Below are 25516 nucleotides of genomic sequence, written 5' to 3'. Positions count from 1 at the left end.
ACGCCGCTGAGGCGGGAGTGATATTGGGAAAATTTGAACGAGATAATGGATTTATTGCAACGATGCCAACTGCTGCTGCCACTGTTCCGCCCGGCTGGCATCACACTGAATCAATGCTTCAGCCGTCTCCTGGCGTAAGCGTTGCACCAGGGCTTTACGACCATTGAGTCCCGCTTGCTGCGCTACAGCACTCAACGCTTGTTTTTGCACTAGGATGGCTTCGAGTATCGGTTGTGGTGATGCTCGCACCAGGCGCTGCAACGCGGCATAGCTCGCCTCATAAGGCCGTTGCGCCCAGGCAAATCCTGCCAGCAGCGGCCAGTCATCCTCGCTCAGTGTCTGAGAGTGATCGGTCGTCTTGAAGGGAACATCAATAATGTCACGCAACCACACCGCGTCACGCGCAAATCGCTGTGCCGCTTGCTGCTGCAGTTGTTCTCCGGCAGGCGTTAAGGGACGTATCGCCATCGCCGCATAGCAGCCACTGCTGGCTTCACGCTGTGAGCCGATGCGTACCAGAGTAAAGCCACAACGCTGCCAGAACTGCCAGAGCGATTCGGTATAGCCAAAACTCACCGAAAGGAAATCGCATCCATCCGCCTGCTGCTGTGCCATGGCCACCAACGCGCTGCCAATACCGCGCTGTCGTTGTGCGGCTAACACGGCAATGCGACTGATACGCTGCGAGCGCAAGGTGGCGGCTTCGGCAAATCCCGCATGGGCTGCCAGTGACTGTGCGACCAGATTGCCGCGCGGACGGCGCAACCCCGCCCAGACGGCATCAGCCAGCGGCTTGTCTAACCCCCCCTCTTCCACCAGCCACACTGCGCCGACAATGTTTTCTGGCGTGCCTGCCAGCCAGAAGCGCATGCCGGGGGCATCCAGCATGCGCCGCAGGTCAATGGGAGAAGTGCGATAGTGGGCGCTCGCCAGCAGACGGTAGCCCGCTTCCAGTGCTCCTTGCTCTGGCGTGGCGGGGAAAATCGTTAGCTCGCCGTTAGGTCCGCTTTCTATCGCATCCTCAAACAGCAGCGCCTGGCTTAGCCACTGCTCCAGCGGATCGTGCACTGACCAGCGCAAGGGTTCATCGAGCTGGAAATGTTGCACCTGTGGCAAGGTAGCGCAGAAACGCAGCATAAAACCGCGCCCGGTGCCCTCGTAACCCTGCACGGTGGTGATCATCAGCACGCGAGGGAAACGCTGCACAAACTGCTGCAACAACGGTGCTGGAATGGCGGCCGCTTCATCAACAATCAGCCACTGCACTGACGGCTCAGCATCCATCGCGAGAATGGCATCTGGCGCCATAAAATGAAAATGTTCACCGGCAAACGCTGCCAGCACCTCAGTGGAAACTTTGGCCGGTGCCGTCACCAGGCAGTGCTGATTATGCTTGGCCAGCATCCCGGCCAGCGCCGATTTGCCACGTCCACGTGCAGCCGTGATCACCGCCACGCCGGAGGGCATCTTAAGCAGCTGCTGCAGGATCCGCGCCTGCTGCTGTGGAGCCTGACAGTGCCAATCGGGTAAGTCCAGTAAGGCAGGTGTACGCGCAGGCTGGTGTGGGTGCTGTAATTCGGGTACGCGCTCACATTGATGCTGATGCAGTAATTCAGATGCGCGCTCAGGTTGATGCTGATGCAGTAATCCGGATTCGCGCGCAGGCTGGTGTTGCTGCAGCAATTCGGGTGCGAGCTCATGCTCATGCTGGTACTGATGCTGATGCTGATGCTGATGCTGATGCAGCAATATGACCTGCGGATCCTGTTCAATCAGCTGCTGCAGATGGTGAATAAAATAAGGCGTGGCGATCGGTTCGCCGACATCGGCCCAGCGCAGGCTGTCGCAGTCCGGTTGCGTGGCCCAGTCTTGCCACGGCGGCGTCAGTAACAACAACCAGCTTCCCGCACGCAACGTGCCCGCTAACGCCGCAAAGGCCTCCGCATGGAAACCGCTGCGCGCATCGAAAATCGCATGCTGGAATTCACGACCCAGCAGCGTGCGCAGAGCTGCAGGCGCCACGCGCTGGGGGAAATCATCGCTGTCGCTGAACGTGAGCCAGTCGCCGGTCAGCGCTGCACGCCACTCCATTGCCTGCTGCAACGCCCAGTCAGCTTCACCGGCGATCACACACAAGCGACGAATGCCCGCTCGCTGCATCGCGGCGGTGATATCAACTAACGACATCAGTTGGCGGCGAAGGTGTTGCAGTCGCCCGGGTTTCCGCTGTCAAAACCGCGTTTGAACCAGGTATAGCGCTGTTGTGAAGTGCCGTGTGTGAAGCTATCCGGCACCACGCGGCCCTGGCTTTTCTGCTGCAATCGGTCATCACCAATCGCTTCTGCGGTATCCAGCGCTTTCTTGAGGTCGCCCACTTCCAGCATATTTTGCTGCTGCACATAATGGCCCCACACGCCGGCAAAGCAGTCTGCCTGCAACTCCATTTTCACCGACAGCTGATTGGCCTGTGTCTGAGTGGCACCCTGCTGCATCTGACGTACTTTCGGCTCGATGCCCAGCAGTTTCTGGATGTGATGGCCGACTTCATGGGCAATCACATAGCCCTGCGCAAAGTCACCGCCTGCACCCAGCTTGGTTTTCATATCATCGTAAAACGACAGATCGATATAGACGGTTTGATCCGCCGGACAGTAAAACGGCCCCATCGCCGACTGGCCAGTGCCGCAGCTGGTTGAGGTGTAGTTGCGGTACATCACCAGCTTAGGTGGCACATACTGTTTGCCCATTTTCTGGAACAACGTGCCCCAGGTCTCTTCGGTGGTGGCGAGAATCACCTTAGTGAATTTGGCATCCTCATTATCCTGCGCAGAGTTCACCGGGCGCTGTTGCTGTTGTGTCACCGGCGTGCCGCCTTCCAGCAGCGCGGTGAGGTCGTAACCGTAATAACCCGCCACGGCCACCACAATCAGCAGAATGATGCCGCCCTTGCCGCGTGGAATGCGGATTTGCCGACCGCCGCCGCCCAATCCGGGTGAATCATTGCGACGATCTTCTACATTGTCGCTTTCACGACGACCTTGCCAGCGCATGGCTCGCTCCTGTTAAAAGGTTTTGCATGATTTTAGTTGGCGGCATCGCTAATCACCAGCGTTGCGGCGTTAGCGTCGCGAGATTGAGAGAAAGGAGGCGTATTAGATAACGTGCAGGAAGGTAGAAACAGAAAAGGCCGTCACCGATGACGACCTTTTATTTATGACGACACTCTGTTTACCGTGCGCTGGAATGCGCACTGAAAAGGCATCGCTGAAGACTTAATCCAGTTTCACACCCAGACGGTGCGCCACTTCTTCATAGGCTTCGATCAGACCGCCGAGGCTCTGACGGAAACGGTCTTTGTCCATTTTGTCCATGGTTTCTTTGTCCCACAGACGCGCGCCGTCTGGCGAAAATTCATCGCCCAACGTCACTTCACCATTGAATAGACCAAACTCCAGCTTGAAGTCGACCAGGATCAGACCGGCGTCATCAAACAGTTTGCTCAGTACGTCGTTGGCTTTGAAAGTCAGTTCCTGCATACGCGCCAGATTGGCCTTGCTGACCCAGCCAAAGGTCTCGCAGTAGGATTCGTTGACCATCGGGTCGTGTTTGGCGTCATCTTTCAGGAAGAGATCAAACAGCGGTGGATTGAGCAACATGCCCTCTTCCACGCCCAGACGTTTTACCAGCGATCCTGCCGCACGGTTGCGCACTACGCACTCCACCGGCACCATCTCCAGCTTTTTGACCAGCGCTTCGTTATCCGACAGCAGCGCTTCCATCTGGGTCGGAATGCCCGCTTCCTGCAATTTGGTCATAATGAAATGGTTGAACTTGTTGTTCACCATTCCTTTGCGATCAAATTGCTCGATTCGTGCACCGTCTCCTGCTGACGTATCGTTGCGGAATTCAAGTACCAGCAGATCCGGATTATCGGTGCTGTATACGGTTTTCGCTTTACCGCGATACAACTCAGCTCGCTTTTGCATCTCATTAACTCCAAACATGAAAGAACCCGTGTTCAGCGGTGTTTCACCGCGCGATGACTGCCTGACGCAATCGTTTACTTCGCCGGGCGCTATTATGCCAAATCCAAAACAAAAAGGCCGGAGAATCTCCGGCCCTTAGGCAATTTATTTGTTCAGTGCACCCTGGAACACCGCCACCAGCGCGTCATTCTGCGCCTGAGTGAGCACATGGCCCTTAGGATCAATGAACTGCAGACTGCTGCGGTTATCCAGATCGCCAACCTGCAATTTGTAATCGCCGTTTGGCAGCTCAGGATCTTTCGCACCAATCGCGTCAAACGCGCTGCTGCCCGGCTGCTTGTAGGTCACTTTCAGACTACCCTGCGAGCGGTTGTCATCAGTCACTTCCATGCCCACACGCTTCAGCGCCGCTGGCAGACGCTGCCAGGTGACGTTAAACGGTGAACGCAGCACCAGCAGTGGCAGACCGGTATCATCTGCGCCGCTCTGGACATCAATCTGTCCGGTCGCGCGGCCTGCAGCGGCATCGGCGCTGGCGGTATCAATCTTATCCAGACCGGTGCTGATGTCGTTCAGCATCTGGCCGGTGTAGCGTTGGATCTGTGCCGGAGCCGTCACCGTTTCACCTTTCTGCTGCAGTTCCAGCAGACGAACCGTCAGCACCTGCTGATAGCTCTGGTTCTGAACGCTGATCTGATAACGACCACGATACTGATTGTCTTCATCCGCACGGTTCCACTGCACCCAATCGGTGGTCAGCTGCTGCCCAGCATCATCACGCTGTGCAATCGGGAACTTGTAGGACTGGATCACATTCACCACCTGTGACCAGATCGAGCCACGGCTGCTCTCAACCGCCAGCACACCGGTATTACCAGTGAACTGTGCACGCGTGCCGTTCAGCAGCGCCAGAGGTTGAGCCGGAGGACGAATATCCAGTTCTTTACCTACTGCACCCTTCGCAACAGTGTGCGGCACATCGTAATCGCCATTCTGCAGAGGCAGAATCATCCCCGCCGGGGCTTTTAAATCATGCAGTTCAGGCGCCTGCAGGTAAGATTCATCACCGCTGACCTGGCGCTTATAACGCTGATCGCTGGAACAAGCTGTTAGCAGCATCAGGGTGGACAAGCCCACCACGGTTGCCAGCGTCGAGCGCTTAACTGAATAACTCATTGATTCTCCCTAATTTATCGCAGACCCGCTTTAATCAGCGCCTGAGCCGTTTTCGCCTGACCGGCTTCGGTCAGTGGCGTCATCGGCAAGCGCAGCGTGTCATCCGCGATTAATCCTAGCTGTTTCGCTGCCCATTTAACCGGGATTGGATTGGGTTCACAGAAAAGCGTCTGGTGCAGGTGCATCAGACGCTGATTCAGGCGACGCGCTTCGGCAAAATTACCCTGTTGCGCCAGCGCACAGAGTTCAACCATTTCACGCGCTGCAATATTGGCTGTAACCGAGATTACGCCTTTGCCGCCCAGTTGCATGGAGTCCAAAGCTGTCGCGTCATCGCCGCTGACAATAATGAACTCATCATTAACCAGCTCTTGGATCTGAGAAATACGCGATAAGTTCCCGGTGGCCTCTTTGATTCCGATAATATTTTTAATTCCGGCCAGGCGAGCCACGGTTTCTGGCAGCATGTCGCAGCCCGTACGTGATGGTACGTTATACAGCATCTGTGGCAGATCGGTGCTTTCGGCAATCGCTTTGAAGTGCTGGAACAGACCTTCCTGAGTTGGACGGTTGTAGTAAGGCGTCACGGTCAGACAACCCACCACACCGGTGCCGGTAAAGCGCTTCGTGAGAGAGATACCTTCAGCAGTGGCATTGGCGCCGGTACCGGCAATCACCGGGATACGGCCATCCGCCAGCTCCAGGGTCTGCATCACCACATCGCCATGTTCTTCATGGCTGAGGGTAGCGGATTCGCCGGTGGTGCCAACAGAAACAATCGCCGCGGTGCCGCTGGCAACATGATAATCAATCAGTTTTTTCAAACTCTCGCGGCAGACATTACCTTTTTCATTCATTGGCGTAATGAGCGCAACAATACTTCCGGTGAACATGGGCTATCCCCTCGACAAACAAGTGCCTCATGTTACGTTTTACCTCGAAAGAAAAGCAAGCGAGCCAAGCCATTCCTACCCTTGTCAGCAGTTTTTTTTATGTTTACCTTATGGTTATTAGCGAACGTACAGGAAATGCCATTTTGTCGCAGTCACAGCCTCACCATCTGGTGATCACCGCATTGGGCGTTGATCGTCCGGGTATCGTCAATACCATCACTCGCCACGTCAGTAGCTGCGGCTGTAATATTGAAGACAGTCGTCTGGCGATGCTGGGCGATGAGTTCACCTTCATCATGTTGCTTTCGGGGAGCTGGAACGCGATAACCCTGATTGAATCCACGCTGCCGATGAAAGGGGCTGAGCTGGAACTGTTGATTGTGATGAAGCGCACTAATGCGCGCGTCACCCCGCCGATGCCTGCCACGGTATGGGTGCAGGTGGAAGTGCCAGATTCTCCTCATCTCATTGAGCGCTTTACCGATCTGTTCGATAAACATCAGATGAACATTGCCGAATTGGTGTCGCGTATTACCCCGGCACAGGAAGGTGTCCCACCGACACTGTATATTCAGATGACGGCACACAGCCCGGATAATCAGGCCAGCGCACCGTTTGAACAGGCCTTCAACAATCTGTGTGAAGAACTGCATGCACAAGGCTCAATTCGTCTTTATAGTGTCACCGACGATGCCAACAACACCCTGTAAGCTAACGCCGGATTATTTCTCCACACACTCTGCCCTGCAGCATACCGTGTAGTGAAATAACCCAGAGGGTGGCACCCGCTGGTGCTTTTTGCCGCGAGGGTGTATTACCCACAGCATGAAGAAAAAAATGGAGAGTTGTGATGAATCCACTGAAAGCCGGTGATACCGCACCGAAATTTAGCTTGCCCGATCAGGACGGCGAACAAGTAAATTTGGCCGACTTCCAGGGACAGCGCGTTCTGGTCTATTTCTACCCGAAGGCCATGACGCCGGGTTGCACCGTTCAGGCCTGTGGTCTGCGCGACAACATGGATGCGTTGAAAACCGTGGGCGTGGAAGTGCTGGGCATCAGCACAGATAAGCCTGAAAAATTGTCACGCTTCGCCGAAAAAGAGGTGCTGAACTTCACCCTTTTATCTGATGAAGACCACCAGGTCTGCCAGGAATTCGGTGTCTGGGGTGAGAAAACCTTTATGGGTAAAACCTATGACGGTATCCACCGCATCAGTTTCCTGATCGACGGCAACGGCAAAGTTGAGAAAGTCTTCGACGACTTCAAAACGTCGAACCACCACGACATCGTGCTGGATTATCTGAAGTCGGCATAAAATAAAACGGGTGCACAATGTGCACCCGTTTTATTTACCCCTGCTGATGCTCCAGCGTGGTTTCCGGCCAGGCGCGCACCACAGCCTTGATTAACGTCGCCAGCGGAATGGCAAAGAACACGCCCCAAAAGCCCCACATACCACCAAAAATCACCACCGAAAGAATGATCACCAGCGGATGCAGGTTGACGGCCTCTGAAAACAAAATCGGCACCAGCACATTGCCATCCAGCGCCTGCACCACCAGATAAACGATAAACATCGTCCAGAAATCGGTGCCTAAGCCCCACTGGAACAGGCCGACGCCAATCACCGGAATGGTGACCACCATCGCGCCGATGTAGGGAATTAGCACGGAAATCCCGACCAGCACCGCCAGCAGCAACGCATAGTTGAGCCCTAAGACCAGGAAGGCAATCCAGGTGACAAACCCTACCGCGACCATCTCCAGCACTTTGCCACGAATGTAGTTGGTGATTTGCTGATTCATCTCCTGCCACACCACGCCCGCCAACCCGCGATTGCGCGGCAGCACGCGACGCACAGCATTGAGCATCTGTTCTTTATCTTTCAGCAGGAAGAACACCATCAGCGGCACCAGCACCAGATAGATCATCAGCGTCATCAGCCCGACTAGCGAGGCCAGCGAGTACTTCACCAATGACTCCCCCAACCCGGTCAGGCGGCTACGCAGATTCTCCACGATGATATCGATGATGCCCGCATCCACCAGCGCCGGAAAACGCTTCGGCAACCCGGCGGCATAGACATAGAGCTTGTTGAGCATATTCGGCAGGTCACGCAGCAAATTGATGCCCTGCTGCCAGGCCACTGGCGCAACAATCAGCACCATCACCAGCAAAATACCGGCAAAAACAATCAGCACCATGCTGGTGGCGCAGGTGCGGCTGCATCCCAGGCGCTGTAATCGAACGGTTGGCCACTCCAGCAGATAAGCCAGCACCAGCGCGACCAGCAACGGTGCTAATAATCCACTGAAGAAAAACAGGATACAGAACGCCATCAACAGGATTACCAGCAGGCCAATCGCCTGCGGATCGCTAAAGCGACATTTGTACCATTGGAAAAGCAGAGCCAGCATTTCACTTCCTTGACGCCAAAAACGGGATGACGATTGTACAGAAATTTGCAGTCGATGCCCGGTTCAGATGAACCTGTACCGGGCACCTGTTTGGTGCGGAATGAGAGAGCCGCCGTTAGCAGCGGCTATGTGAAGATTAGCGGGTAATGCTGCTCACCAGCGCATCCTGCCCGGCAATCATCACGCAGTTACGTCCGGCATTTTTCGCCTGATAGAGTGCGGCATCCGCCTGTTTCAAGCTCACATCTTGCGGCTGGTTATCGGCCTCCCAATGTGCGATGCCCACTGAAAGCGTGATATGCCCAACATGGTCAATCCAGCTCTCGGCGATGCTGGTACGCACGCGCTCGGCAATCACCCGCGCTTCTTCCGTCGAGGTGGCTGGCAACAGCATCAAAAATTCCTCGCCGCCATTACGGCACACCACGTCGGTCTGGCGCGCACTGTTACGCAGGGTACGCGCCACCTGTTTGATCACTTCGTCACCCACATCATGGCCGAAGTTGTCATTCACCCGCTTGAAATGGTCGATATCCAGCGCCAGCACCGCAAAAGGCTGACGCATGGTTTCGAAGTAATCCAGCACCGCACTCAGGCCACGGCGGTTAAGCAAACTGGTCATCGGATCGGTTTGTACTTCCGATTTCAGCCGACCGATTTTGTCCTGTACCAGTCCGATCCCGGTGAGCAAGGCGCGTTTCACCTGTGCGGCTTCGAAGTACCAGGCACGAATACCGCCAATTTCACCCGAGACGCCTTGGGTGTCCATCTGACTGGCTTTACGCGCCAGTTGCCACAGCGGCAAGGCAATCAGACGGGCGAAGATCACCGCCATCAGTAAGGTCAGCAACGCAAACGGCACCGAGTTTTTCAGCACTTTCAGCAGCAAACCCGAGAGCGGTTGCAGGGTGACGTCGGTTGGTTTGAGCGCCACCACCATCCAGCCGGTGGTCGGCACAATGGCGTAACCCGCCAGTTTCGGCGTGTCTTCTTCTTTGACCTGCACCTCGCCATTAGTGCTCTCATTGCGTTGACGCTCGCTGACGATCTCTGGCGCGGTTTTACCAATCAGCTGGCTATTCTGGTGATAAAGCACCTGATTGTTGCGATCCAATACATACACGCGCGTGCCATCCCGGTAGAACTGCTCACCGAGTAAGGCATTGAGGATACTTTTCTTCTTCAGATAAATAGTGCCGCCTACATAGCCGAGGTAGCGTCCTTCGTTGCTCCAGATCGGCCAGGAGACAAACACAATCAGATTGTTGGCAGCAGAGATGGTGGGTTTGCTCACCATCGGTTGGCGCTGTGCCAGCGCTTCCCGCGAAGCCTGGCTGGTGAGCTGCATGCCTTTGAGCATCAGTGACTCAGGCGAAATCGCTTTCACTATCCCATTGGTGTCGACCACCGCAACGGAGTTGAAGCTATTGGTTTGCTCACGCAGACGATTCACTTCCTGCTGCGCCAGTTCTGGATTATCAAAATCCTTGCCCAACTGCGTCGCGCTGTAGTGCAGCTGCGACTGTGCCAGCTGGAAAAAGACTTCCGTGGTAGCAGCCAGTTTGGTGGCATAAGCGCGATTGGCTTCGAGCGTGCTCTCGATCAGCACCATACGCTGCACACGCCAGGTGGCGTACAAGGTATTGGCGAGCGTAATGACGATACTGGTGATCGCCAGCAACGCGATCAGCGTACGCAGGTCAGTTTTTGGCCGGATGCGCATCAGCATGACGCAACCGCCCTGGTGTGAAAATTCATCATTCGCGTGCCTGACAATATAGTTATAGTTGGACTAGCTACCCCTGGTGAGGGAACCGCCAATTGTACACCTGCAAACCAGATTGAGCACGAACCATCCTGTCAGACACGCGTAATTATTCAGCAAACGTTGGCGCTAATCGATCAGACCATTCGCATCATAGAACGGCCACGGGCCCGGATAATCGCCGATAGCGCACTGGTGTGTTGTCATACCTTGCTGTGGGTGCCAGCGATGTAGCAGGAAACCCGGCGGCTCCAGCACGAAATTCGCCGGACCATTTTCAGACAAATCAAAGGCCACCTGATGCGACACGCCTGGCGCAACGCAGGCTAACGTACCGGCGAAGCGCGCCTGTACCGAACGATGCAAATGACCGCTCAACACGCGTTCCACCTGCGGATGTTGGCGGATAATCGCCGCCAGCGCGTCGGGATTACGCAGCGGTTGCTTATCCATATGGCCGATACCGGAAACCAACGGTGGATGGTGCAACATCACCAGCGTAGGCAATTGTGGCTCACGTGCCAGCTGTTCTTCCAGCCAGGCCAGCTGCGCTTGGTCCACGTAGCCCCACGGCTGCTGCGGCACGCTGGAATCCAGTGCCAGCAGCTGCACCCCTTTCACCCGTGCCTGCCAGTTGAGGGTTTCACCACGTTGCAGATAGTGGTGATCCGGAAACGCCGCGCGTAACTGCTGGCGATCGTCGTGATTGCCCGCCATCAGCATGTAAGGCAGTTGCAAACGTCGCAGCGCCGTTCGCAGCGTTTGATACTCTTCTGCGTTGCCGAAATCCACCAGATCGCCGGTGATCACCACCATATCCGGGCGCGGCGTCAAACGATTCAGGGTGTCGATGACCCGCAGCAGCGCCGCCTGGGTGTCCACTTTTTTATACGACAGGCGACCGTTCGCCTTGATATGTAAATCACTTATTTGCGCAATCAGCGTCAATGCTTCAGACACGAATTTCTTCCTCAGGATGCAGAAAATTGCAGGGCGGCGTCTTGCGCCAGCGTCCAGCTCACCGGTTGTCCGGCATGCCAGGCTTCACGCGCATGGCGGTCGACCTGAATCGGCATGGCCAGACCGATATCGATCATCAGCCGCTGCGATGCGCCTAAAAAGGTGCTGGCAAGGATAAAGCCCTGACGCGCATAGCGATTGTCGCTGGCGAGCAGTACATCTTCCGGGCGGCAGAAGCGCTGTGCATTGCCACGCGCATCGACATCCACGCAGTTAATCGCCCCGACAAAATCGGCGACAAACTTCGAAGCGGGATGCTGATAGATATTTTGTGGCGTATCGATCTGCACCAGACGCCCCTGCTCCATCACTGCAATGCGATCGCCGAGCGCCATCGCCTCTTGCTGATCGTGGGTGACGTACACGGCGGTGATCGCCAGCTTCTTCAGCAGCGTGCCGATTTCCAGGCGTAAGCGGTCACGCAAGCGCGCATCCAGCGCCGCCAGCGGCTCATCAAACAGCAGCACTTTGGGTCTGGCTGCCAGCGCACGCGCCAGTGCCACACGCTGTTTCTGTCCACCGGATAACTTATCAATGCTGCGCTGTGACAGCGCGCTGAGATCCACCAGTTCCAGCATCTCCTGCACGCGCGCTTCACGCTCGGCACGCGCCACGCCCTGCACTTTCAAGCCGTAAGCCACGTTCTCGGCGACGTTAAGATTGGGAAACAGCGCATAGTTCTGGAACACCATGCCAACGTTGCGTTTCTCAATCGGCAACGCGGTAACGTTACGATCGTCGAACCACACCTCGCCGCCCGCATCACAGCGCTCAAGCCCGCTGATGATGCGCAAGGTGGTGGTTTTTCCGCAGCCAGAAGGCCCGAGCAACACCAGGGTTTCCCCGGGATTCACGGTCAGATCGAGCGGATGCAATGCCAGTTGGTGATTGAAGTGACGTGAACAACCGCGCAGCGTCACGGTAACGGCCGCAGGATTCATGCCGCCTCCTTGTTTTGGCGCGATACCGCGCGGTTAAGCCAGTGATTCACCGCATTCAGCATCAGCAGTAGCGGCAAAATCATCAGAATGAAAATCAGCGTATAAGCGGAACCCACTTCCAGTCGCATTGAAGCGTAACTGTCCGCGAGGCCGACCGGCAGGGTTTTGGTCAGCGGCGTATGCAGCATCCAGGTGATGTTGAACTCCCCCACCGACAGGGTGATCACCATAAAGGCGCCCGCCAGAATGCCGTTGCGGCAGTTGGGTACCACCACGGTAAAGAAGCGCTGCCACAGGCTGGCACCGAGGCTGGCGGAAGCTTCTTCCAGACGCGGCATATCGATCGCCTGCATCACCGCCAGCACCGGTCGCATCATAAACGGCAGCGTGAACAGCACGTGACCAATCAGAATAAATACCCAGCTGTCACGCAGGCCGGAAAACTGGCCGTAAAGCAGAATGATGCCGAGCGCAGTAGCTAAGCCGGGCAGCGCCACGGGCAACATCAGGCACTCTTCAATACGTGCTGCCCAGCGGCCGGGCGCTTTCAACAAGCCCCACGCGGCGGGTACGCCAATCACCAGAGTGACCAACAAGCAGAACAGCGCTATCAGCAACGACAGCCAGAAGGTATCAGCGTACATCTCCCACACTTGCGCCACCCATTTCAGGGTCAACCCGCTGCGCAGGCCGATAAAGTAGTTATTGGTGACACCCGCCAGCATCGACAGCACCACCGGCACAATCATAAACAGCGCGGTGAGCGTGGTGACCAACAGCTGCAGGCTAAACAATCTGCGACGATTCATGCGGCCCCCTTGTGTGCCAGGCGGCGCGCTAACATCAGCGCCAGCCAGGCAACCGCGCCCATCACCACCGACAGCGCCGCCGCCGTAGCAAAGTTAGCGTAGTTAGTGAATTCGCCATAAATGGTCAGCGGTAACACCGCCAAATCGGTGCCGAGCGTAAAAGCAGTGCCAAACGCGCCCATGCTGGTGGCGAAACAGAGTGCGCCGGTAGAGAGCAATGCCGGCTGCAGGCCGGGCACGATCACGTCCCAGGTAATACGCCACTGACTGGCACCAAGTGATCGCGCTGCCTCTTCCAGCGAGCGATCAAGCTTTTCACTGGCCGCGACGAGCGTAACGATGGCGCGCGGCAGCGAGAAATAGAGATAGCCGATAAACAATCCGGTGAGTGAATAGGCCAGCGTCCAGCGCTCGTGCACCAGGCTCATGCTGATTTGCGCCAGCAAGCCCTGACGGCCCGCGAGCATCACCACCAGAAAACCCACTACCACGCCGGGAAAGGCCAGCGGGAAGGTCAATAAGGCTAATAACGTGCCACGCCCAGCAAAACGCTGACGCGCCAGAAAACAGCCTACGATGGCAGCAATCACCAGCGTAACCAATGTCACCGCCAGCGACAGTAATACGGTATTCAGCAAACTCAGCAGGTAATTCGGCTGAGTGATTACCGTCCAGTAGCCACTGTGCTGGGTGGTGCGATCGTTCTGCATACCGATTTGCAGCAGGCGCGCAAACGGCAGCAGCCAAAATGCACTGAAGAACAGCAGCGCGGGCAGCGTCAGCCATAACCATTTGCTGCCCGGCAAGCTGCGAGCCTGGCGGCGTGAAGCCGCCAGGGTGTCGGAGATCGACATGATTAGTGAATCTCGCTCAGGTACTTAGCAGAGAACGCTTTCTGCGCATCGGCCATCTGCTGATAGTCGACCGTTTGGGCGCGTGCATAATCGCTATCCGGCAGGAAGAATTTCTTCGCTTCGGGTGACATTGCAGAAGTACGCACCGGGCGCAGGAAGGCATTGGCCCAAATCGCCTGACCTTTGTCCGACAGCACATAGTCGATCACTTTCTTGCCATTAGCTTCGTGTGGCGCGTTCTTCACCAGACTGATGACGTAAGGAACCGTCACCGTGCCCTCTTTCGGGATCACAAACGCAACGTTGGCGTGATCTTTATATTTGGCGCGATAGGCGTTGAAGTCGTAGTCGAGCAGAATCGGGATTTCGCCGGAAATCAGACGCGCATAGGCCGTCTGCTTCGGTACGATTGGCTGGTTGGCCTGCAGTTTCCTGAACCAGTTCAGCGCTGGCGTGAAGTCCTGCATGTTGCCGCCTTTCGCCTGGTTAACGGCCACCGCCGCCACATAACCGACAAAGGCACTGGCCGGATCAAGGTAGCCCACCATCCCTTTGTACTCAGGTTTCAGCAGGTCATCCCAGGATTGCGGCACTGGCGCGCCACCGAGTGCATCCACGTTGACCATAAAGCCCATGGTGCCCGAGTGCAGCGCGACCCATTTGCCATTCGGATCTTTCATTCCGGCAGGGATGTCGTCCCAGTGCTGCGGTTTATAATCGGTGATGACGCCCGCGCTGTCGGCCTGGATGCCGAAACTGACGCCGTAATACACCACATCTGCCACCGGATTGCCCTTCTCCGCCACCATTTGCGCCAGCGCCTGGCCGGAGTTTTTGTTGTCTTGTGGCACGGTGATGCCGGTGTCTTTGGCAATGGCTTTGAGCTGTGTACCCCAGTCAGCCCATTCGGGCGGACAGTTGTAGCAGATCGCGGTTTCGGCGGCCTGCGTCATCATACTGAACAGCGAACCGGCGGTCAGCGCGATCGCTCCTGCAAGAATTTTCATTTTTTTATGGAATTTCATGGTGATTATGGTTCCCTGGTGGAGGCAGTCAAAACGGTGGCGGGTGCGGCGATGCTTTCACCGCTCCGCAACCGGTGGGCCAGTACGCGGGTGCCGCGGCTGGCTTGTTGTAACAACATATCGATGGCACAGGCTCCGAGCATGTCGGCTGGCTGAGAGACGCTCGCCAGTGACGGCGCAATCTGCTCGCCAATATCGATGCCGTCAAAACCCATCACCGAAAGTTGCTGCGGGATGCGTACACCGGCACGCGCCGCGGCACCAATCAGGCTGATGGCGAGCAAATCATTTGTACAAATCACCGCTGTCAGCGGTGCTGCGCCCTGCAACTGCGGTTGCAGCAGCGCGAAATCAGAATGGGTATGGCTGGTCATTTCAATCACCGGCAGCGCATTCAGCCCTGCGGCCTGCATCGCATCGCAGTAGCCCTGATAACGCAGGCGAGCGCGATCCGATTGCAGCATCGGCCCGGCGACCATGCCGATATGACGATGGCCCAGACTTAGCAAATGTTCGGTGGCTTCCCGCATCGCCTGCTGGTTATCCACGCAAATCGCTGGCCAGTGACTCTGCTGAGGCACGTTGTGCGCCAGGACAAACGGCATGCTGGCTTCATGCAGCGTGGTCAGAACCGCGCTGTTATCCGCATCGGCCACGGTCAGCACCAGGCCCGCCACGCGCTGGCGCAGCATGTGTTCGACGATCGCCGCTTCACGCTCTGGCTGATAATCACTGGTTGCCACCAGCAAACCGTATCCAGCCGCACGCGCCTGACGTTCCATCGCCTGTAACTGGCGTGAGAAGATCGGGTTGAGCAGTGAAGGCAACAGCACACCCAGCGTGGTAGAACTTTGCGTACGCAGCTGACGTGCAATGTGATTGGGGCGAAATCCGAGTTGCTCTGATGCCGCCAACACCTTTTCCAGCGTGTCAGGCCGCAACAGATGGGGATCAGAAAATGCGCGTGCGGCGGTAGCGCGAGAAACGCCAGCCAGCTTTGCCACACTGATTAAATCGGACATGTTCGCCTCGTGAATGAGCAATGAGATCGATCTCATTGGCGCTTAAAGTAGCGGCGAACTGTGACAGCAACATCGCGGGGAGATGACGAAAAAATGACAGCAGCGCGAACTGCTGTCAGGCAGGAATTACAACATCAGGAAGGCGTAACCTTCGTTTTGCAGCGAGGCAACTGTGGTGCCACTGGAGAGCGTATGAGTGACGCGCGTATCGATCCAGTCACGCTGTAGCTGATGGAACGCCACCGATTGATCGCAGATCGTGACCTTCACTCCCGCCTGCTTCAACTCATCGATCAATTTCAGGTTCGGGTTATCTGTGCCGTAAGCTTTGCGGAATTGTTCGTTATTCAGCGCGGCAGGCACGGCATCGCTGTTGATTGACACCACGAAATTCAGCTGATTTAGCGGCACTCCGGCAGCGTAATAAAGGTTGGTGACACGCGCCACGCGTTCCAGTCCGAGGTTAGGTTGACGGACATCCCCTTCCGTGCGGTTGATCTGAAAAACGACCTTATTGCTCAGGCCTGGCGTATTCGCGGGATTGTAATCCGGCGTATTCACAAAATGGATTTTGCCGTAGCCCGCGATGGCTGGCGTGCTCCAGAAGTCCGCTGGCTCGCTTTTGTTGTCAGCAAACTTGCTGCTGACCTTATCCACCAGCTCTGGAAGCTGTAACACATTACCGCCCACGAAACCCGCCAGTGCGGCGATAACAATATAGGACGCTGGACGCATTTCACTTCTCCTCGATAGAAGACCCTAAGCCCAATTACATTTGCAGGAAGGCATAACCCTGATTTTCCAGCGTCGACACCGTGGTCGGACTGGACAACGCATGAATAACCGATTGATCGATCCACTCTTTCGGGAAGTGATGGAACGCCACTGACTGATCGCACACCGACACTTTGACGCCTAATTTGTTGAGTTCGCCGATCAGCGCCAGATTGGGGTTGTCAGCTTTATAAAATTGCTGGAAATGCGCGTTATCGAGCATGGCAGGCGTGGCATCACCGGTCACAGAGACAACAAAGTGCAGCTGATCGGCAGGCACGCCTGATGCGATGTAGAGGTTAACTACGCGGGCGACGCGCTCCAGCCCAAGATTAGGCCGCTTCATGTCCCCTTCGCTTTTGGTGATTTGAAACACCACTTTGTTGCTCAGCCCGACTACCGGTTTAAAGGCGGCATCAGATTCGTAATGGATTTTGCCGTAACCATCGACAGCAGGCGTGCTCCAGAAACCTTCAGGATCGGTTGGCTCGGCAGAAAAATGGCTCACCACTCGCTGATAAATATCATCACTTTTGCTGACGGTGGCGCCAACAAACCCACCCACGATCGCAATCAGGGCGTAAGAGACAACAGAACGCATAATAACTCTCCGGCATGCACTGCGCTAATTCACAGTCCGTTTGAATAAAGTGCCTTATCTATATCACAGCGTGAGCAGGGCAAAAGTCCTGTAGTTTTGGCCTATCCGGGATTTTCATTGCGGAAATAATAATTAGTCAGGCTAATTGAATAATGCTTTCGATTGAGCTGAAGAGATGCCTAAAAAAATAACTGGCTTGAATCGACTGTCAGCTATTTAGTTTTTATCAAGCCAGGGGAGCTGAAAATATGACCATACTTAACTAAAATTTCGGCGACCCTATAAAAAATCACCATTAAAATCACTGATGGATAAAACAGGCCAGTTCACTGTTTTGACGTTTGTTTTTCAGAGTAAACCTGGAAAATTTCATGCCAGATTCAATTATTTTGAGCAACTTTACGTAACTTTAACTTCTGAACCTGTAAAAGCGCTAACCTGGTCGTGGCGGACTATTCAATTTTTTGCTGCAATCAGCGCCCGCTGTAGCCATTTTTTCATTTTAAGTCTGTGTCGCTTCTTCATTTGCTTGTTACCACGCGCTGGTTAAGATAGAAGCGCTGCGTCAAAGGAAAGTACGCGCAGAACATTTGAACGACTTACCTGTCCAATTGCAGGTGACTTTTACAGGATCAAGGCATGTTTAACCGGTTGAAAAAATCAGTGCTGGCGGCCCTTATTCCTACGCTGCTGCTGACGCCCGCACTCTCCGTGCACGCGGACGTGAGTGATAATCTGCCCGATATGGGAACCACAGCGGGTTCAACGCTATCCATTAATCAGGAATTACAAATTGGCGACTTCTACGTGCGCCAACTGCGCGCCAGTGCGCCGCTGATTAACGATCCGCTATTAAATCAATACATCAATGAGTTAGGGCAGCGCCTGGTGGCGCATGCCAATTCGGTGCGCACGCCGTTTCACTTCTTTCTCATTCAGAATGACGAACTGAACGCTTTCGCCTTTTTCGGCGGCAACGTAGTGCTGCATTCATCATTGTTCCGCTACACCGACAATGAAAGCCAACTGGCGTCGGTGATGGCGCACGAAATTTCTCACGTCACTCAACGCCATCTGGCACGTGCCATGGAAGAGCAGAAGCGTAATGCGCCACTCACCTGGGTGGGCGCGTTGGGGTCGATTCTGCTCGCCATTGCCAGCCCACAAGCCGGGATGGCGGCGTTAACCGGTACGTTGGCGGGTACGCAACAGGGTATGATCAGCTTCACTCAGGCCAATGAACAAGAGGCTGACCGCATCGGGATTCAGGTGCTGCAACGTGCAGGTTTCGATCCGCAGGCGATGCCAGCTTTCCTGCAGAAGCTCGCCGATCAAAGCCGCTTCTCTTCTAAACCCCCGGAAATTTTGCTCACTCACCCCTTACCGGATAGCCGTTTGGCCGATGCGCGTAACCGTGCCAACCAGATGCGCCCTGTGGTGGTGCAGTCATCGGAAGGCTTCTACATGGCGAAAGTGCGCTCGTTGGGTATGTACGCTACTGGCCGTAATCAGCTGACCGATGAGCTGTTAAATGAATACGCCAAAGGCAACTCACGTGAGCAAATGGCATCGCAATACGGTAAAGCGGTGCAGTTCCTGCAGGCGAGAAGCTTCGACAGTGCGAAAAAAATCATCACCCCGATGCTGGCGAAACAGCCGGATAACGTCTGGTTGCTGGATATCATGACGGATATCGACATCGGTCTGAACCAGCCGCAGCAGGCGATCAACATGCTAACCAGTGCCAAAGGAAGCAGCACCAATCCGGTGCTGCAGCTCAACCTCGCTAACGCTTATGTCGAGGCGAAACAGCCCGCTAACGCCACGCGCATCCTCAATCGTTATACCTTTGCCCATCCCGATGACGTCAATGCCTGGGATTTACTGGCACAAGCCTCGGCAGCACAAGGATTACGGGATGAGGAGTTGTCGGCACGAGCGGAAGGATTAGCACTCAATGGCCAGCTCGATCAGGCGATCACCACCCTGAGCAGTGCCAGCGCCTTGGTGCCGCTCGGCAGCCTGAAACAGGCACGTTACGATGCTCGCATCGATCAGTTCCGCGAACTGCAAAAGCGGTTCCGTCAGTATCAGAAAGGATAAAAATAATGGTGAGCATTTATCACAACCCGCGTTGCAGCAAGAGCCGCGAAACCCTGGCGCTGTTGCAGGATAAAGGCATTGAAACTGATGTGGTGCTGTATCTTGAAACACCGCCTGACGTGCAGGCGCTAAAAAAACTGCTGCAACAGTTAGGCATGAGTAGTGCGCGCGATCTGATGCGCCGCAAAGAAGATCTTTATAAAGAGTTAAATCTGGCAGACAGCCAGTTGAGTGAAGATCAACTGCTGCAGGCGATGGTTGAGCATCCGAAACTGATCGAACGCCCCATCGTGATCAACGGTGATCAGGCACGAATTGGCCGTCCACCGGAAGCGGTGCTGGAGATTGTTTAAAGCCCCAGCGCTTCTTTGACAAAAGGAATGGTGAGCTTGCGCTGTGCGCTAATAGAGGCGCGATCTAACCGATCAAGCGTATCAAACAGCGTGCGCATTTCGCGGTCGAGGCGTTTCAGCAGGAAGCGCCCGACATCTTCCGGTAACTCAAAACCACGCAGCCCTGCTCGCATTTGCATCGCCTGGAGTTTGTCTTCATCTGACAATGGCTGCAAACGATAGATTTGTCCCCAGTCGAGACGGGATGCTAAGTCCGGCAGGCCAAGATTGAGCTGACGCGGTGGACGATCGCCGGTGATCAGCAAACGCGTTTTGCCGATTTCCAGAATACGGTTATAGAGATCGAAGATCGCCATCTCCCACTCGGCATCACCGGCAATGCATTCGATATTATCAATGCAGACCAGTGCCAGGTTCTCCATGCCGTCCAACACTTCCGGCACAAACCAAGTGCGTTTATCCAGCGGAACATATCCCACCGCTTCACCACGGGCCGACATCTCAGCACAGGCTGCATGCAGTAAGTGACTACGGCCGCCGCCTTCACGTGACCAAAAATAGAGATAGCTGCCGTGTTGCTGAGAGAGTGCGCCTTGCAGCGCCGCCAACAGAGACGGATTTTCCCCCGGCCAGAAACTGGCAAAGGTTTCATCATCGGGTAAATAGAGTGGCAGTGAAAGCTGTGCCGGCGTGTTCAGAAGTACCTCAACGGATGAGCAGGCAGAAAACGGCGCAAGTTTATCACGATCCTTGCAAGAGATGAACCAGGCTTCCCTGCCCGGCAAAGCGCATTAACTTTCGCGCTTTTCTTCAGCATCCAGTACCACTTCCTCGGGCCGTAACAGATTGATTACGCGGAAAATCAGTGCCAACGCGACGCCAACGATGGTGGCCAGCGCCATGCCTTTCAGTTCTGCAGCGCCGATATGCACTTTCGCGCCGCTGACGCCGATGATCAGGATCACCGAGGTCAGGATCAGATTCTGCGCTTTGTTGTAATCCACTTTAGATTCAATCAATACGCGAATACCGGAAGCCCCGATCACTCCGTACAACAGCAGAGAAACGCCCCCCATGACCGGCACCGGGATCGCCTGAATTGCGGCCGCCAGTTTACCTACGCAAGAGAGCAGAATCGCGAAGATCGCCGCCCCGCCAATCACCCAGGTGCTGTATACGCGGGTAATCGCCATCACGCCGATGTTCTCACCGTAAGTGGTGTTTGGCGTGGAACCGAAGAAACCGGAGATCAAGGTGGACAAGCCGTTAGCAAACATCGAGCGATGCAGGCCGGGATCGCGAATCAGATCTTTTTTCACGATATTGGCGGTAACGACTAAGTGGCCAACGTGCTCAGCGATCACCACCAGCGCCGCAGGCAGGATGGTCAACATCGCGGCCCATTCGAAGCGCGGCGTGTAGAAGGTTGGCAGTGCAAACCACGGCGCATCAGCCACCGATTGCCAGTTTACGATGCCCATAAAGGAGGAGAGCGCGTAGCCAGCCAGTACGCCGATCAGAATCGGGATAATGGCGAGGAAACCGCGGAACAGCACCGAACCAAACACCGTGACCGCCAGTGTCACCATCGAAATGATGATGGTTTTGCTGTCTGGCGAGGTGCCATCGGCTGGCAACAGACCGGCCATATTGGCTGCCACGCCCGCCAGTTCCAGACCGATCACCGCAACGATTGCGCCCATCGCGGCCGGTGGGAACATCACATCCAGCCAGCCGGTACCGGCTTTTTTGACGATCAGCGCCACTACACAGAACAGGAAACCGCAAAGAATAAAGCCGCCCAGCGCCACTTCATAACCCAGCGGCAACAGCAGCAGCACCGGTGAAATAAAGGCAAAGCTCGAACCCAGATACGCCGGGATTTTTCCTTTACAGATAAACAGATACAGCAGCGTACCAACGCCGTTAAACAGCAATACGGTGGCCGGGTTGATGTGGAACAGAATCGGCACCAGCACCGTGGCGCCAAACATGGCGAACAGGTGTTGTAAGCTGAGTGGAATGGTTTGCAGCAGCGGTGGACGTTCGTCTACCCCGATCGCGCGTCTTGTCATTATCTCTCTATCCCCATTAGTCGTTATGAATGCTGTTTGTTCAGGCCGCGCCATCAGGGAGCCGCGCAATTCATTACGCAATATTCCAACACGCTAAGTGCCATGTCGGGAAAAAGAGCGCGATAAATCGCGCCGCTACCAAAGGTGCTGGTGTTTATGCGGCACTGAACTAAAGGGCATTACATGAGTTATTGTGTTTTTGCCAAAAAAAAGCCGACTCTCTGGCCGGCTGGATGCTTTATTTATTTCGTTCCGAAGATCTTATCGCCGGCATCGCCGAGACCTGGAATGATATAGCCCTTCTCGTTCAATCCCTGATCGATTGACGCGGTGTAGAGCTCAACGTCTGGATGCGCTTTCTCCAGCGCCGCAATCCCTTCTGGTGCCGCCACCAACACCAGCACTTTGATGCTGTTGCAGCCCGCTTTTTTCAGCAGGTCGATAGTGGCGATCATCGAACCACCGGTTGCCAGCATCGGGTCAACGACCAGTGCTAAACGCTCTTCGATATTGGACACCAGTTTCTGGAAGTACGGCACCGGCTCCAGCGTCTCTTCATCACGATAGACACCGACGACACTGATGCGCGCGCTTGGCACGTGCTCCAGCACACCTTCCATCATGCCGAGGCCCGCACGCAGAATCGGCACCACGGTGATTTTTTTGCCTTTGATTTGATCGACGTCGACCGGGCCGTTCCAGCCTTCGATGGTGACGCGCTCCGTGGCCAGATCGGCAGTGGCTTCATAAGTCAGCAGGCTGCCGACTTCTGAGGCCAGCTCGCGGAAGCGTTTGGTGCTGATATCATGCTCACGCATCAGGCCCAGTTTATGTTTGACCAGCGGGTGTTTGACTTCCACGATCTTCATGATTGTTCTCCCGGAATTGAGTTGAGCTAAAAAAAAATCGCCGGATTATACCGCCTTTTTGCCGCTGCGCCACTTGTCATTGGTCAATGGCTTAGCGCGATTCGCGTGATCTTAAGGATTGGCGAAAAATCAGCACTGTGCAAAGCGGCGTGAGATGGCACTCGCAAACGTTTGCCTGCGCTGATAGAATTAGCGCGCTTAATTTTTGCCACCAACCGCAATTCGCGTGGGGATTCCGCAGTGACCGACAAAACCTCTCTCAGCTACAAAGACGCCGGTGTTGATATCGATGCTGGTAACGATCTGGTTGACCGTATTAAAGGCGTAGTAAAGAAAACTCGCCGCCCGGAAGTGATGGGTGGGCTGGGTGGCTTTGGCGCGCTCTGTGCGCTGCCGCAGAAATACCGCGAGCCTGTGCTGGTCTCCGGAACCGATGGCGTCGGCACCAAGCTGCGTCTGGCGATGGATCTCAAACGTCATGACAGCATCGGCATCGATCTGGTTGCGATGTGTGTGAACGACCTGATTGTACAAGGCGCTGAGCCGCTGTTCTTCCTCGACTACTACGCAACCGGCAAACTGGACGTGGATACCGCTTCAGCGGTGATCACCGGTATCGCTGAAGGTTGCCTGCAGTCGGGTTGTGCGCTGGTCGGCGGTGAAACCGCTGAGATGCCAGGCATGTACCACGGTGAAGACTACGACGTGGCCGGTTTCTGCGTCGGCGTGGTGGAAAAATCAGAAATCATTGACGGTTCGAAAGTGCAGGACGGCGACGTGCTGATCGCACTGGGTTCAAGCGGCCCGCATTCGAACGGTTATTCGCTGGTGCGTAAGATTCTGGAAGTCAGCCAGACTGATCCAGAAACCAAACAGCTGGATGGCAAACCACTGGCCGATCACCTGCTGGCACCGACTCGTATCTACGTGAAAAACATCCTTAGCCTGATCGAGCAGGTGGATGTGCACGCGATTTCTCACCTGACCGGTGGCGGCTTCTGGGAGAACATCCCACGCGTGTTGCCAGACAATACTCAGGCGGTGATTGACGAGAAGAGCTGGCAGTGGCCGTCCGTGTTCAGCTGGTTACAGCAGGCCGGTAACGTCAGCCGTCATGAAATGTATCGTACCTTTAACTGCGGCGTGGGCATGATCATCGCGCTGAGCCCGGCCGATGCCGATAAAGCGGTACAGCTGATGACCGACGCTGGCGAACAGGCGTGGAAAATCGGTGTGATTAAAGCCTCTGACTCAGAAGAGCGAGTGGTTATTAATCCATGAAAAAACTGGTTGTACTGATCTCCGGTAACGGAAGCAATCTTCAGTCCATCCTCGACGCCTGCGCAAGCGGGCGTATTAACGGCAGCGTCGCTGCCGTTTTCAGTAATAAAGCCTCGGCATTTGGTTTGACGCGTGCGCAGGAAGCCAGCGTGCCGGGCCATAGCCTCGCCGCCAGTGACTTTGCCGACCGCGATGCGTTTGACCGCCAACTGATGCAGGAAATCGATGCCTATGCGCCGGATTTGGTGGTGCTGGCCGGTTACATGCGCATTCTCAGTCAGGCGTTTGTCGCGCATTATCACGACCGGTTGCTGAACATCCATCCGTCGCTACTGCCGAAATATCCCGGACTGCATACCCATCGTCAGGCGCTAGAGAATGGCGATGAGGAACACGGCACGTCGGTGCACTTTGTTACTGACGAACTGGATGGCGGACCGGTGATTTTGCAGGCGCGCGTTCCGGTATTTGCTGAAGATGATGAAGAAGAGATCACCTCACGTGTACAGCATCAGGAGCATGCGATTTATCCGCTGGTGATCGGCTGGTTTGTCGATGGTCGTTTGCAGATGCGCGATGGAAAAGCCTGGCTGGATGGGCAACCGTTGCCACCTCAGGGTTACGCACACGACTGATTTTCACCTTATTCAGCCGCTTGCAGACACGTTGCCCCGCTTAATTCACCCCAGTCACTGGCTGATGTCAGCGCCTGGGGCTGCTAAAACCTGTTGCCTTTCTGCGCCCTGAAAACGTAGCGCACGTTGCCTATCCCTTAACCAAATCTACCCGTAATGTAATCTTCGGTTTTGCGCGCTTTTGGCGAGGTGAAGATGCGGTCGGTTTCATCAAACTCCACCAGTTGTCCGTTATGCATAAACGCCGTGTAATCTGACACGCGCGCCGCCTGCTGCATGTTGTGCGTCACCAGCACCAGCGTGAAATGCTGCTTTAACGTGGTCATCAACTCTTCGATCACTAGCGTGGAAATCGGATCGAGCGCCGACGTCGGCTCATCCAGCAGCAATACTTCCGGCTCAATGGCAATGGCACGCGCAATCACCAGACGCTGCTGCTGACCGCTGGAGAGCGTCAACGCATTCTGTGCCAGCTGATCTTTCACTTCACTCCACAGTGCCGCTGCACGCAGTGCACGTTCACAAGCTTCGTTCAGAACGCGACGATCGCGTACCCCTTGCAGCCGCAAACCGTACACCACGTTCTCGTATATCGATTTCGGGAATGGATTCGGGCGCTGAAATACCATGCCAATCCGGCGACGCAACGCAGGCAGATCCTGATTCGCCTGCATCACCGCATGCTGATCGAGCAGGATTTCACCTTCTATGCGGCAGCGATCAATCACATCGTTCATACGATTAAAGCAGCGCAGCAGCGTTGACTTGCCACAACCGGACGGACCAATCAGCGCTGTGATGCGGTTTTTCGGGATGTGCAGATCGATATTGTTCAGCGCCTGGCGCTCACCGTACCACAGCGACAGTTGGTTAACGGTTAACGCGATGTCGTAATCGGGCGTCATCTAAAAACC

Annotated in this window: 25 protein-coding genes; 6 read left to right on the top strand and 19 right to left on the bottom strand. The window is 55.4% G+C overall.

Features of this window, described 5'->3' with window-relative positions; all coding sequences use genetic code 11:
- Positions 1–51: 51 nt before the first annotated feature.
- From QMZ65_RS04240 to dapA, 5 genes are all read right to left on the bottom strand, one after another.
- Positions 52–2187, bottom strand: coding sequence for a tRNA(Met) cytidine acetyltransferase TmcA (locus tag QMZ65_RS04240; RefSeq protein ID WP_283215488.1), 2136 nt, complete (start codon positions 2185–2187; stop codon positions 52–54).
- Complete coding sequence (gene ypfJ, locus QMZ65_RS04235; protein ID WP_058959102.1) at positions 2187–3050, bottom strand: KPN_02809 family neutral zinc metallopeptidase; 864 nt, start codon at positions 3048–3050, stop codon at positions 2187–2189. The genes QMZ65_RS04240 and ypfJ overlap by 1 nt, the downstream gene beginning before the upstream one ends.
- Before the next feature lie 222 nt (positions 3051–3272).
- Positions 3273–3986 (bottom strand): phosphoribosylaminoimidazolesuccinocarboxamide synthase, encoded by a 714-nt coding sequence (gene purC, locus QMZ65_RS04230; RefSeq protein ID WP_034825771.1) that lies wholly within the window; start codon positions 3984–3986, stop codon positions 3273–3275.
- A gap of 144 nt (positions 3987–4130) precedes the next feature.
- Positions 4131–5162, bottom strand: coding sequence for an outer membrane protein assembly factor BamC (bamC, locus tag QMZ65_RS04225; protein ID WP_034825767.1), 1032 nt, complete (start codon positions 5160–5162; stop codon positions 4131–4133).
- A 14-nt stretch (positions 5163–5176) separates the two neighbouring features.
- On the bottom strand, positions 5177–6055 hold the full coding sequence (dapA, locus tag QMZ65_RS04220; RefSeq protein ID WP_097118582.1) for a 4-hydroxy-tetrahydrodipicolinate synthase: 879 nt from the start codon (positions 6053–6055) through the stop codon (positions 5177–5179).
- 110 nt (positions 6056–6165) lie between these two features.
- On the opposite strand from dapA, the gene QMZ65_RS04215 reads away from it, so the two are divergent.
- Positions 6166–6765, top strand: coding sequence for a glycine cleavage system transcriptional repressor (locus tag QMZ65_RS04215; protein ID WP_370523124.1), 600 nt, complete (start codon positions 6166–6168; stop codon positions 6763–6765).
- 140 nt (positions 6766–6905) lie between these two features.
- The gene (bcp, locus tag QMZ65_RS04210; protein WP_034825761.1) at positions 6906–7373 is read left to right on the top strand and encodes a thioredoxin-dependent thiol peroxidase; all 468 of its coding nucleotides are present in this window, start codon (positions 6906–6908) and stop codon (positions 7371–7373) included.
- Between the two features lie 34 nt (positions 7374–7407).
- Here bcp and QMZ65_RS04205 read toward each other — a convergent pair whose 3' ends face one another.
- The 10 genes from QMZ65_RS04205 to QMZ65_RS04160 all read right to left on the bottom strand — a co-directional run bounded on the left by QMZ65_RS04205 (position 7408) and on the right by QMZ65_RS04160 (position 17286).
- Positions 7408–8475, bottom strand: a complete 1068-nt coding sequence (locus QMZ65_RS04205) for an AI-2E family transporter (protein ID WP_283215487.1) — start codon at positions 8473–8475, stop codon at positions 7408–7410.
- Positions 8476–8611: 136 nt separating this feature from the next.
- Positions 8612–10204, bottom strand: coding sequence for a sensor domain-containing diguanylate cyclase (locus tag QMZ65_RS04200; RefSeq protein WP_058959105.1), 1593 nt, complete (start codon positions 10202–10204; stop codon positions 8612–8614).
- Between the two features lie 165 nt (positions 10205–10369).
- Complete coding sequence (locus QMZ65_RS04195) at positions 10370–11200, bottom strand: phosphodiesterase (protein ID WP_097118583.1); 831 nt, start codon at positions 11198–11200, stop codon at positions 10370–10372.
- 11 nt (positions 11201–11211) lie between these two features.
- Positions 11212–12201 carry an ABC transporter ATP-binding protein gene (locus QMZ65_RS04190; RefSeq protein WP_097118584.1) on the bottom strand — a complete coding sequence of 330 codons (990 nt, stop codon included), beginning with the start codon at positions 12199–12201 and terminating at the stop codon, positions 11212–11214.
- Complete coding sequence (locus tag QMZ65_RS04185; protein WP_097118585.1) at positions 12198–13010, bottom strand: ABC transporter permease; 813 nt, start codon at positions 13008–13010, stop codon at positions 12198–12200. Before QMZ65_RS04185 ends, QMZ65_RS04190 begins: the two co-directional genes overlap by 4 nt.
- Positions 13007–13864 (bottom strand): ABC transporter permease, encoded by an 858-nt coding sequence (locus tag QMZ65_RS04180; protein WP_058959109.1) that lies wholly within the window; start codon positions 13862–13864, stop codon positions 13007–13009. The genes QMZ65_RS04185 and QMZ65_RS04180 overlap by 4 nt, the downstream gene beginning before the upstream one ends.
- Before the next feature lie 2 nt (positions 13865–13866).
- Positions 13867–14889, bottom strand: coding sequence for an ABC transporter substrate-binding protein (locus QMZ65_RS04175; protein ID WP_211728300.1), 1023 nt, complete (start codon positions 14887–14889; stop codon positions 13867–13869).
- 5 nt (positions 14890–14894) lie between these two features.
- Positions 14895–15911, bottom strand: coding sequence for a substrate-binding domain-containing protein (locus tag QMZ65_RS04170; RefSeq protein WP_283215486.1), 1017 nt, complete (start codon positions 15909–15911; stop codon positions 14895–14897).
- Between the two features lie 126 nt (positions 15912–16037).
- The gene (locus tag QMZ65_RS04165) at positions 16038–16646 is read right to left on the bottom strand and encodes a DsrE family protein (RefSeq protein ID WP_058959112.1); all 609 of its coding nucleotides are present in this window, start codon (positions 16644–16646) and stop codon (positions 16038–16040) included.
- Positions 16647–16680: 34 nt separating this feature from the next.
- Positions 16681–17286: a DsrE family protein gene (locus QMZ65_RS04160; protein ID WP_058959113.1), complete on the bottom strand. Its 606-nt coding sequence runs from the start codon at positions 17284–17286 to the stop codon at positions 16681–16683.
- Positions 17287–17925: 639 nt separating this feature from the next.
- Here QMZ65_RS04160 and bepA point away from each other — a divergent pair.
- Together bepA and arsC are read left to right on the top strand one after the other, a co-directional pair.
- On the top strand, positions 17926–19389 hold the full coding sequence (gene bepA, locus QMZ65_RS04155; protein WP_283215485.1) for a beta-barrel assembly-enhancing protease: 1464 nt from the start codon (positions 17926–17928) through the stop codon (positions 19387–19389).
- A 5-nt stretch (positions 19390–19394) separates the two neighbouring features.
- Complete coding sequence (arsC, locus tag QMZ65_RS04150; protein WP_058959115.1) at positions 19395–19742, top strand: arsenate reductase (glutaredoxin); 348 nt, start codon at positions 19395–19397, stop codon at positions 19740–19742.
- Here the strand turns inward: arsC and hda are convergent.
- The 3 genes from hda to upp form a co-directional block, all read right to left on the bottom strand.
- On the bottom strand, positions 19739–20440 hold the full coding sequence (gene hda, locus QMZ65_RS04145) for a DnaA inactivator Hda (RefSeq protein ID WP_202403671.1): 702 nt from the start codon (positions 20438–20440) through the stop codon (positions 19739–19741). The two genes, arsC and hda, sit on opposite strands and share 4 nt — an antisense overlap.
- 93 nt (positions 20441–20533) lie before the next feature.
- Positions 20534–21817, bottom strand: a complete 1284-nt coding sequence (uraA, locus tag QMZ65_RS04140; protein WP_283215484.1) for a uracil permease — start codon at positions 21815–21817, stop codon at positions 20534–20536.
- Positions 21818–22059: 242 nt separating this feature from the next.
- Positions 22060–22686 (bottom strand): uracil phosphoribosyltransferase, encoded by a 627-nt coding sequence (upp, locus tag QMZ65_RS04135; protein ID WP_034825735.1) that lies wholly within the window; start codon positions 22684–22686, stop codon positions 22060–22062.
- Positions 22687–22926: 240 nt separating this feature from the next.
- Between upp and purM the strand changes: the two genes are divergently transcribed.
- Both purM and purN read left to right on the top strand, forming a co-directional pair.
- Entirely contained in the window at positions 22927–23967 is a 1041-nt protein-coding gene (purM, locus tag QMZ65_RS04130) for a phosphoribosylformylglycinamidine cyclo-ligase (protein ID WP_034825969.1), read from the top strand.
- A complete protein-coding gene (purN, locus tag QMZ65_RS04125) occupies positions 23964–24602 on the top strand; it encodes a phosphoribosylglycinamide formyltransferase (protein WP_058959117.1) in 639 nt (212 codons plus the stop codon). The genes purM and purN overlap by 4 nt, the downstream gene beginning before the upstream one ends.
- A gap of 137 nt (positions 24603–24739) precedes the next feature.
- On the opposite strand, the gene pstB is transcribed toward purN, so the two are convergent.
- Positions 24740–25507, bottom strand: a complete 768-nt coding sequence (pstB, locus tag QMZ65_RS04120) for a phosphate ABC transporter ATP-binding protein PstB (RefSeq protein ID WP_038645455.1) — start codon at positions 25505–25507, stop codon at positions 24740–24742.
- Positions 25508–25516 lie beyond the last annotated feature (9 nt).

This window comes from Pantoea sp. EABMAA-21 (assembly GCF_030053335.1).
In the GTDB taxonomy this organism is placed as follows: Bacteria; Pseudomonadota; Gammaproteobacteria; order Enterobacterales; family Enterobacteriaceae; genus Pantoea; species Pantoea communis.
Note: the sequence above shows the minus strand (reverse complement) of the source record. Positions and strands in the feature narration are given on the sequence as shown.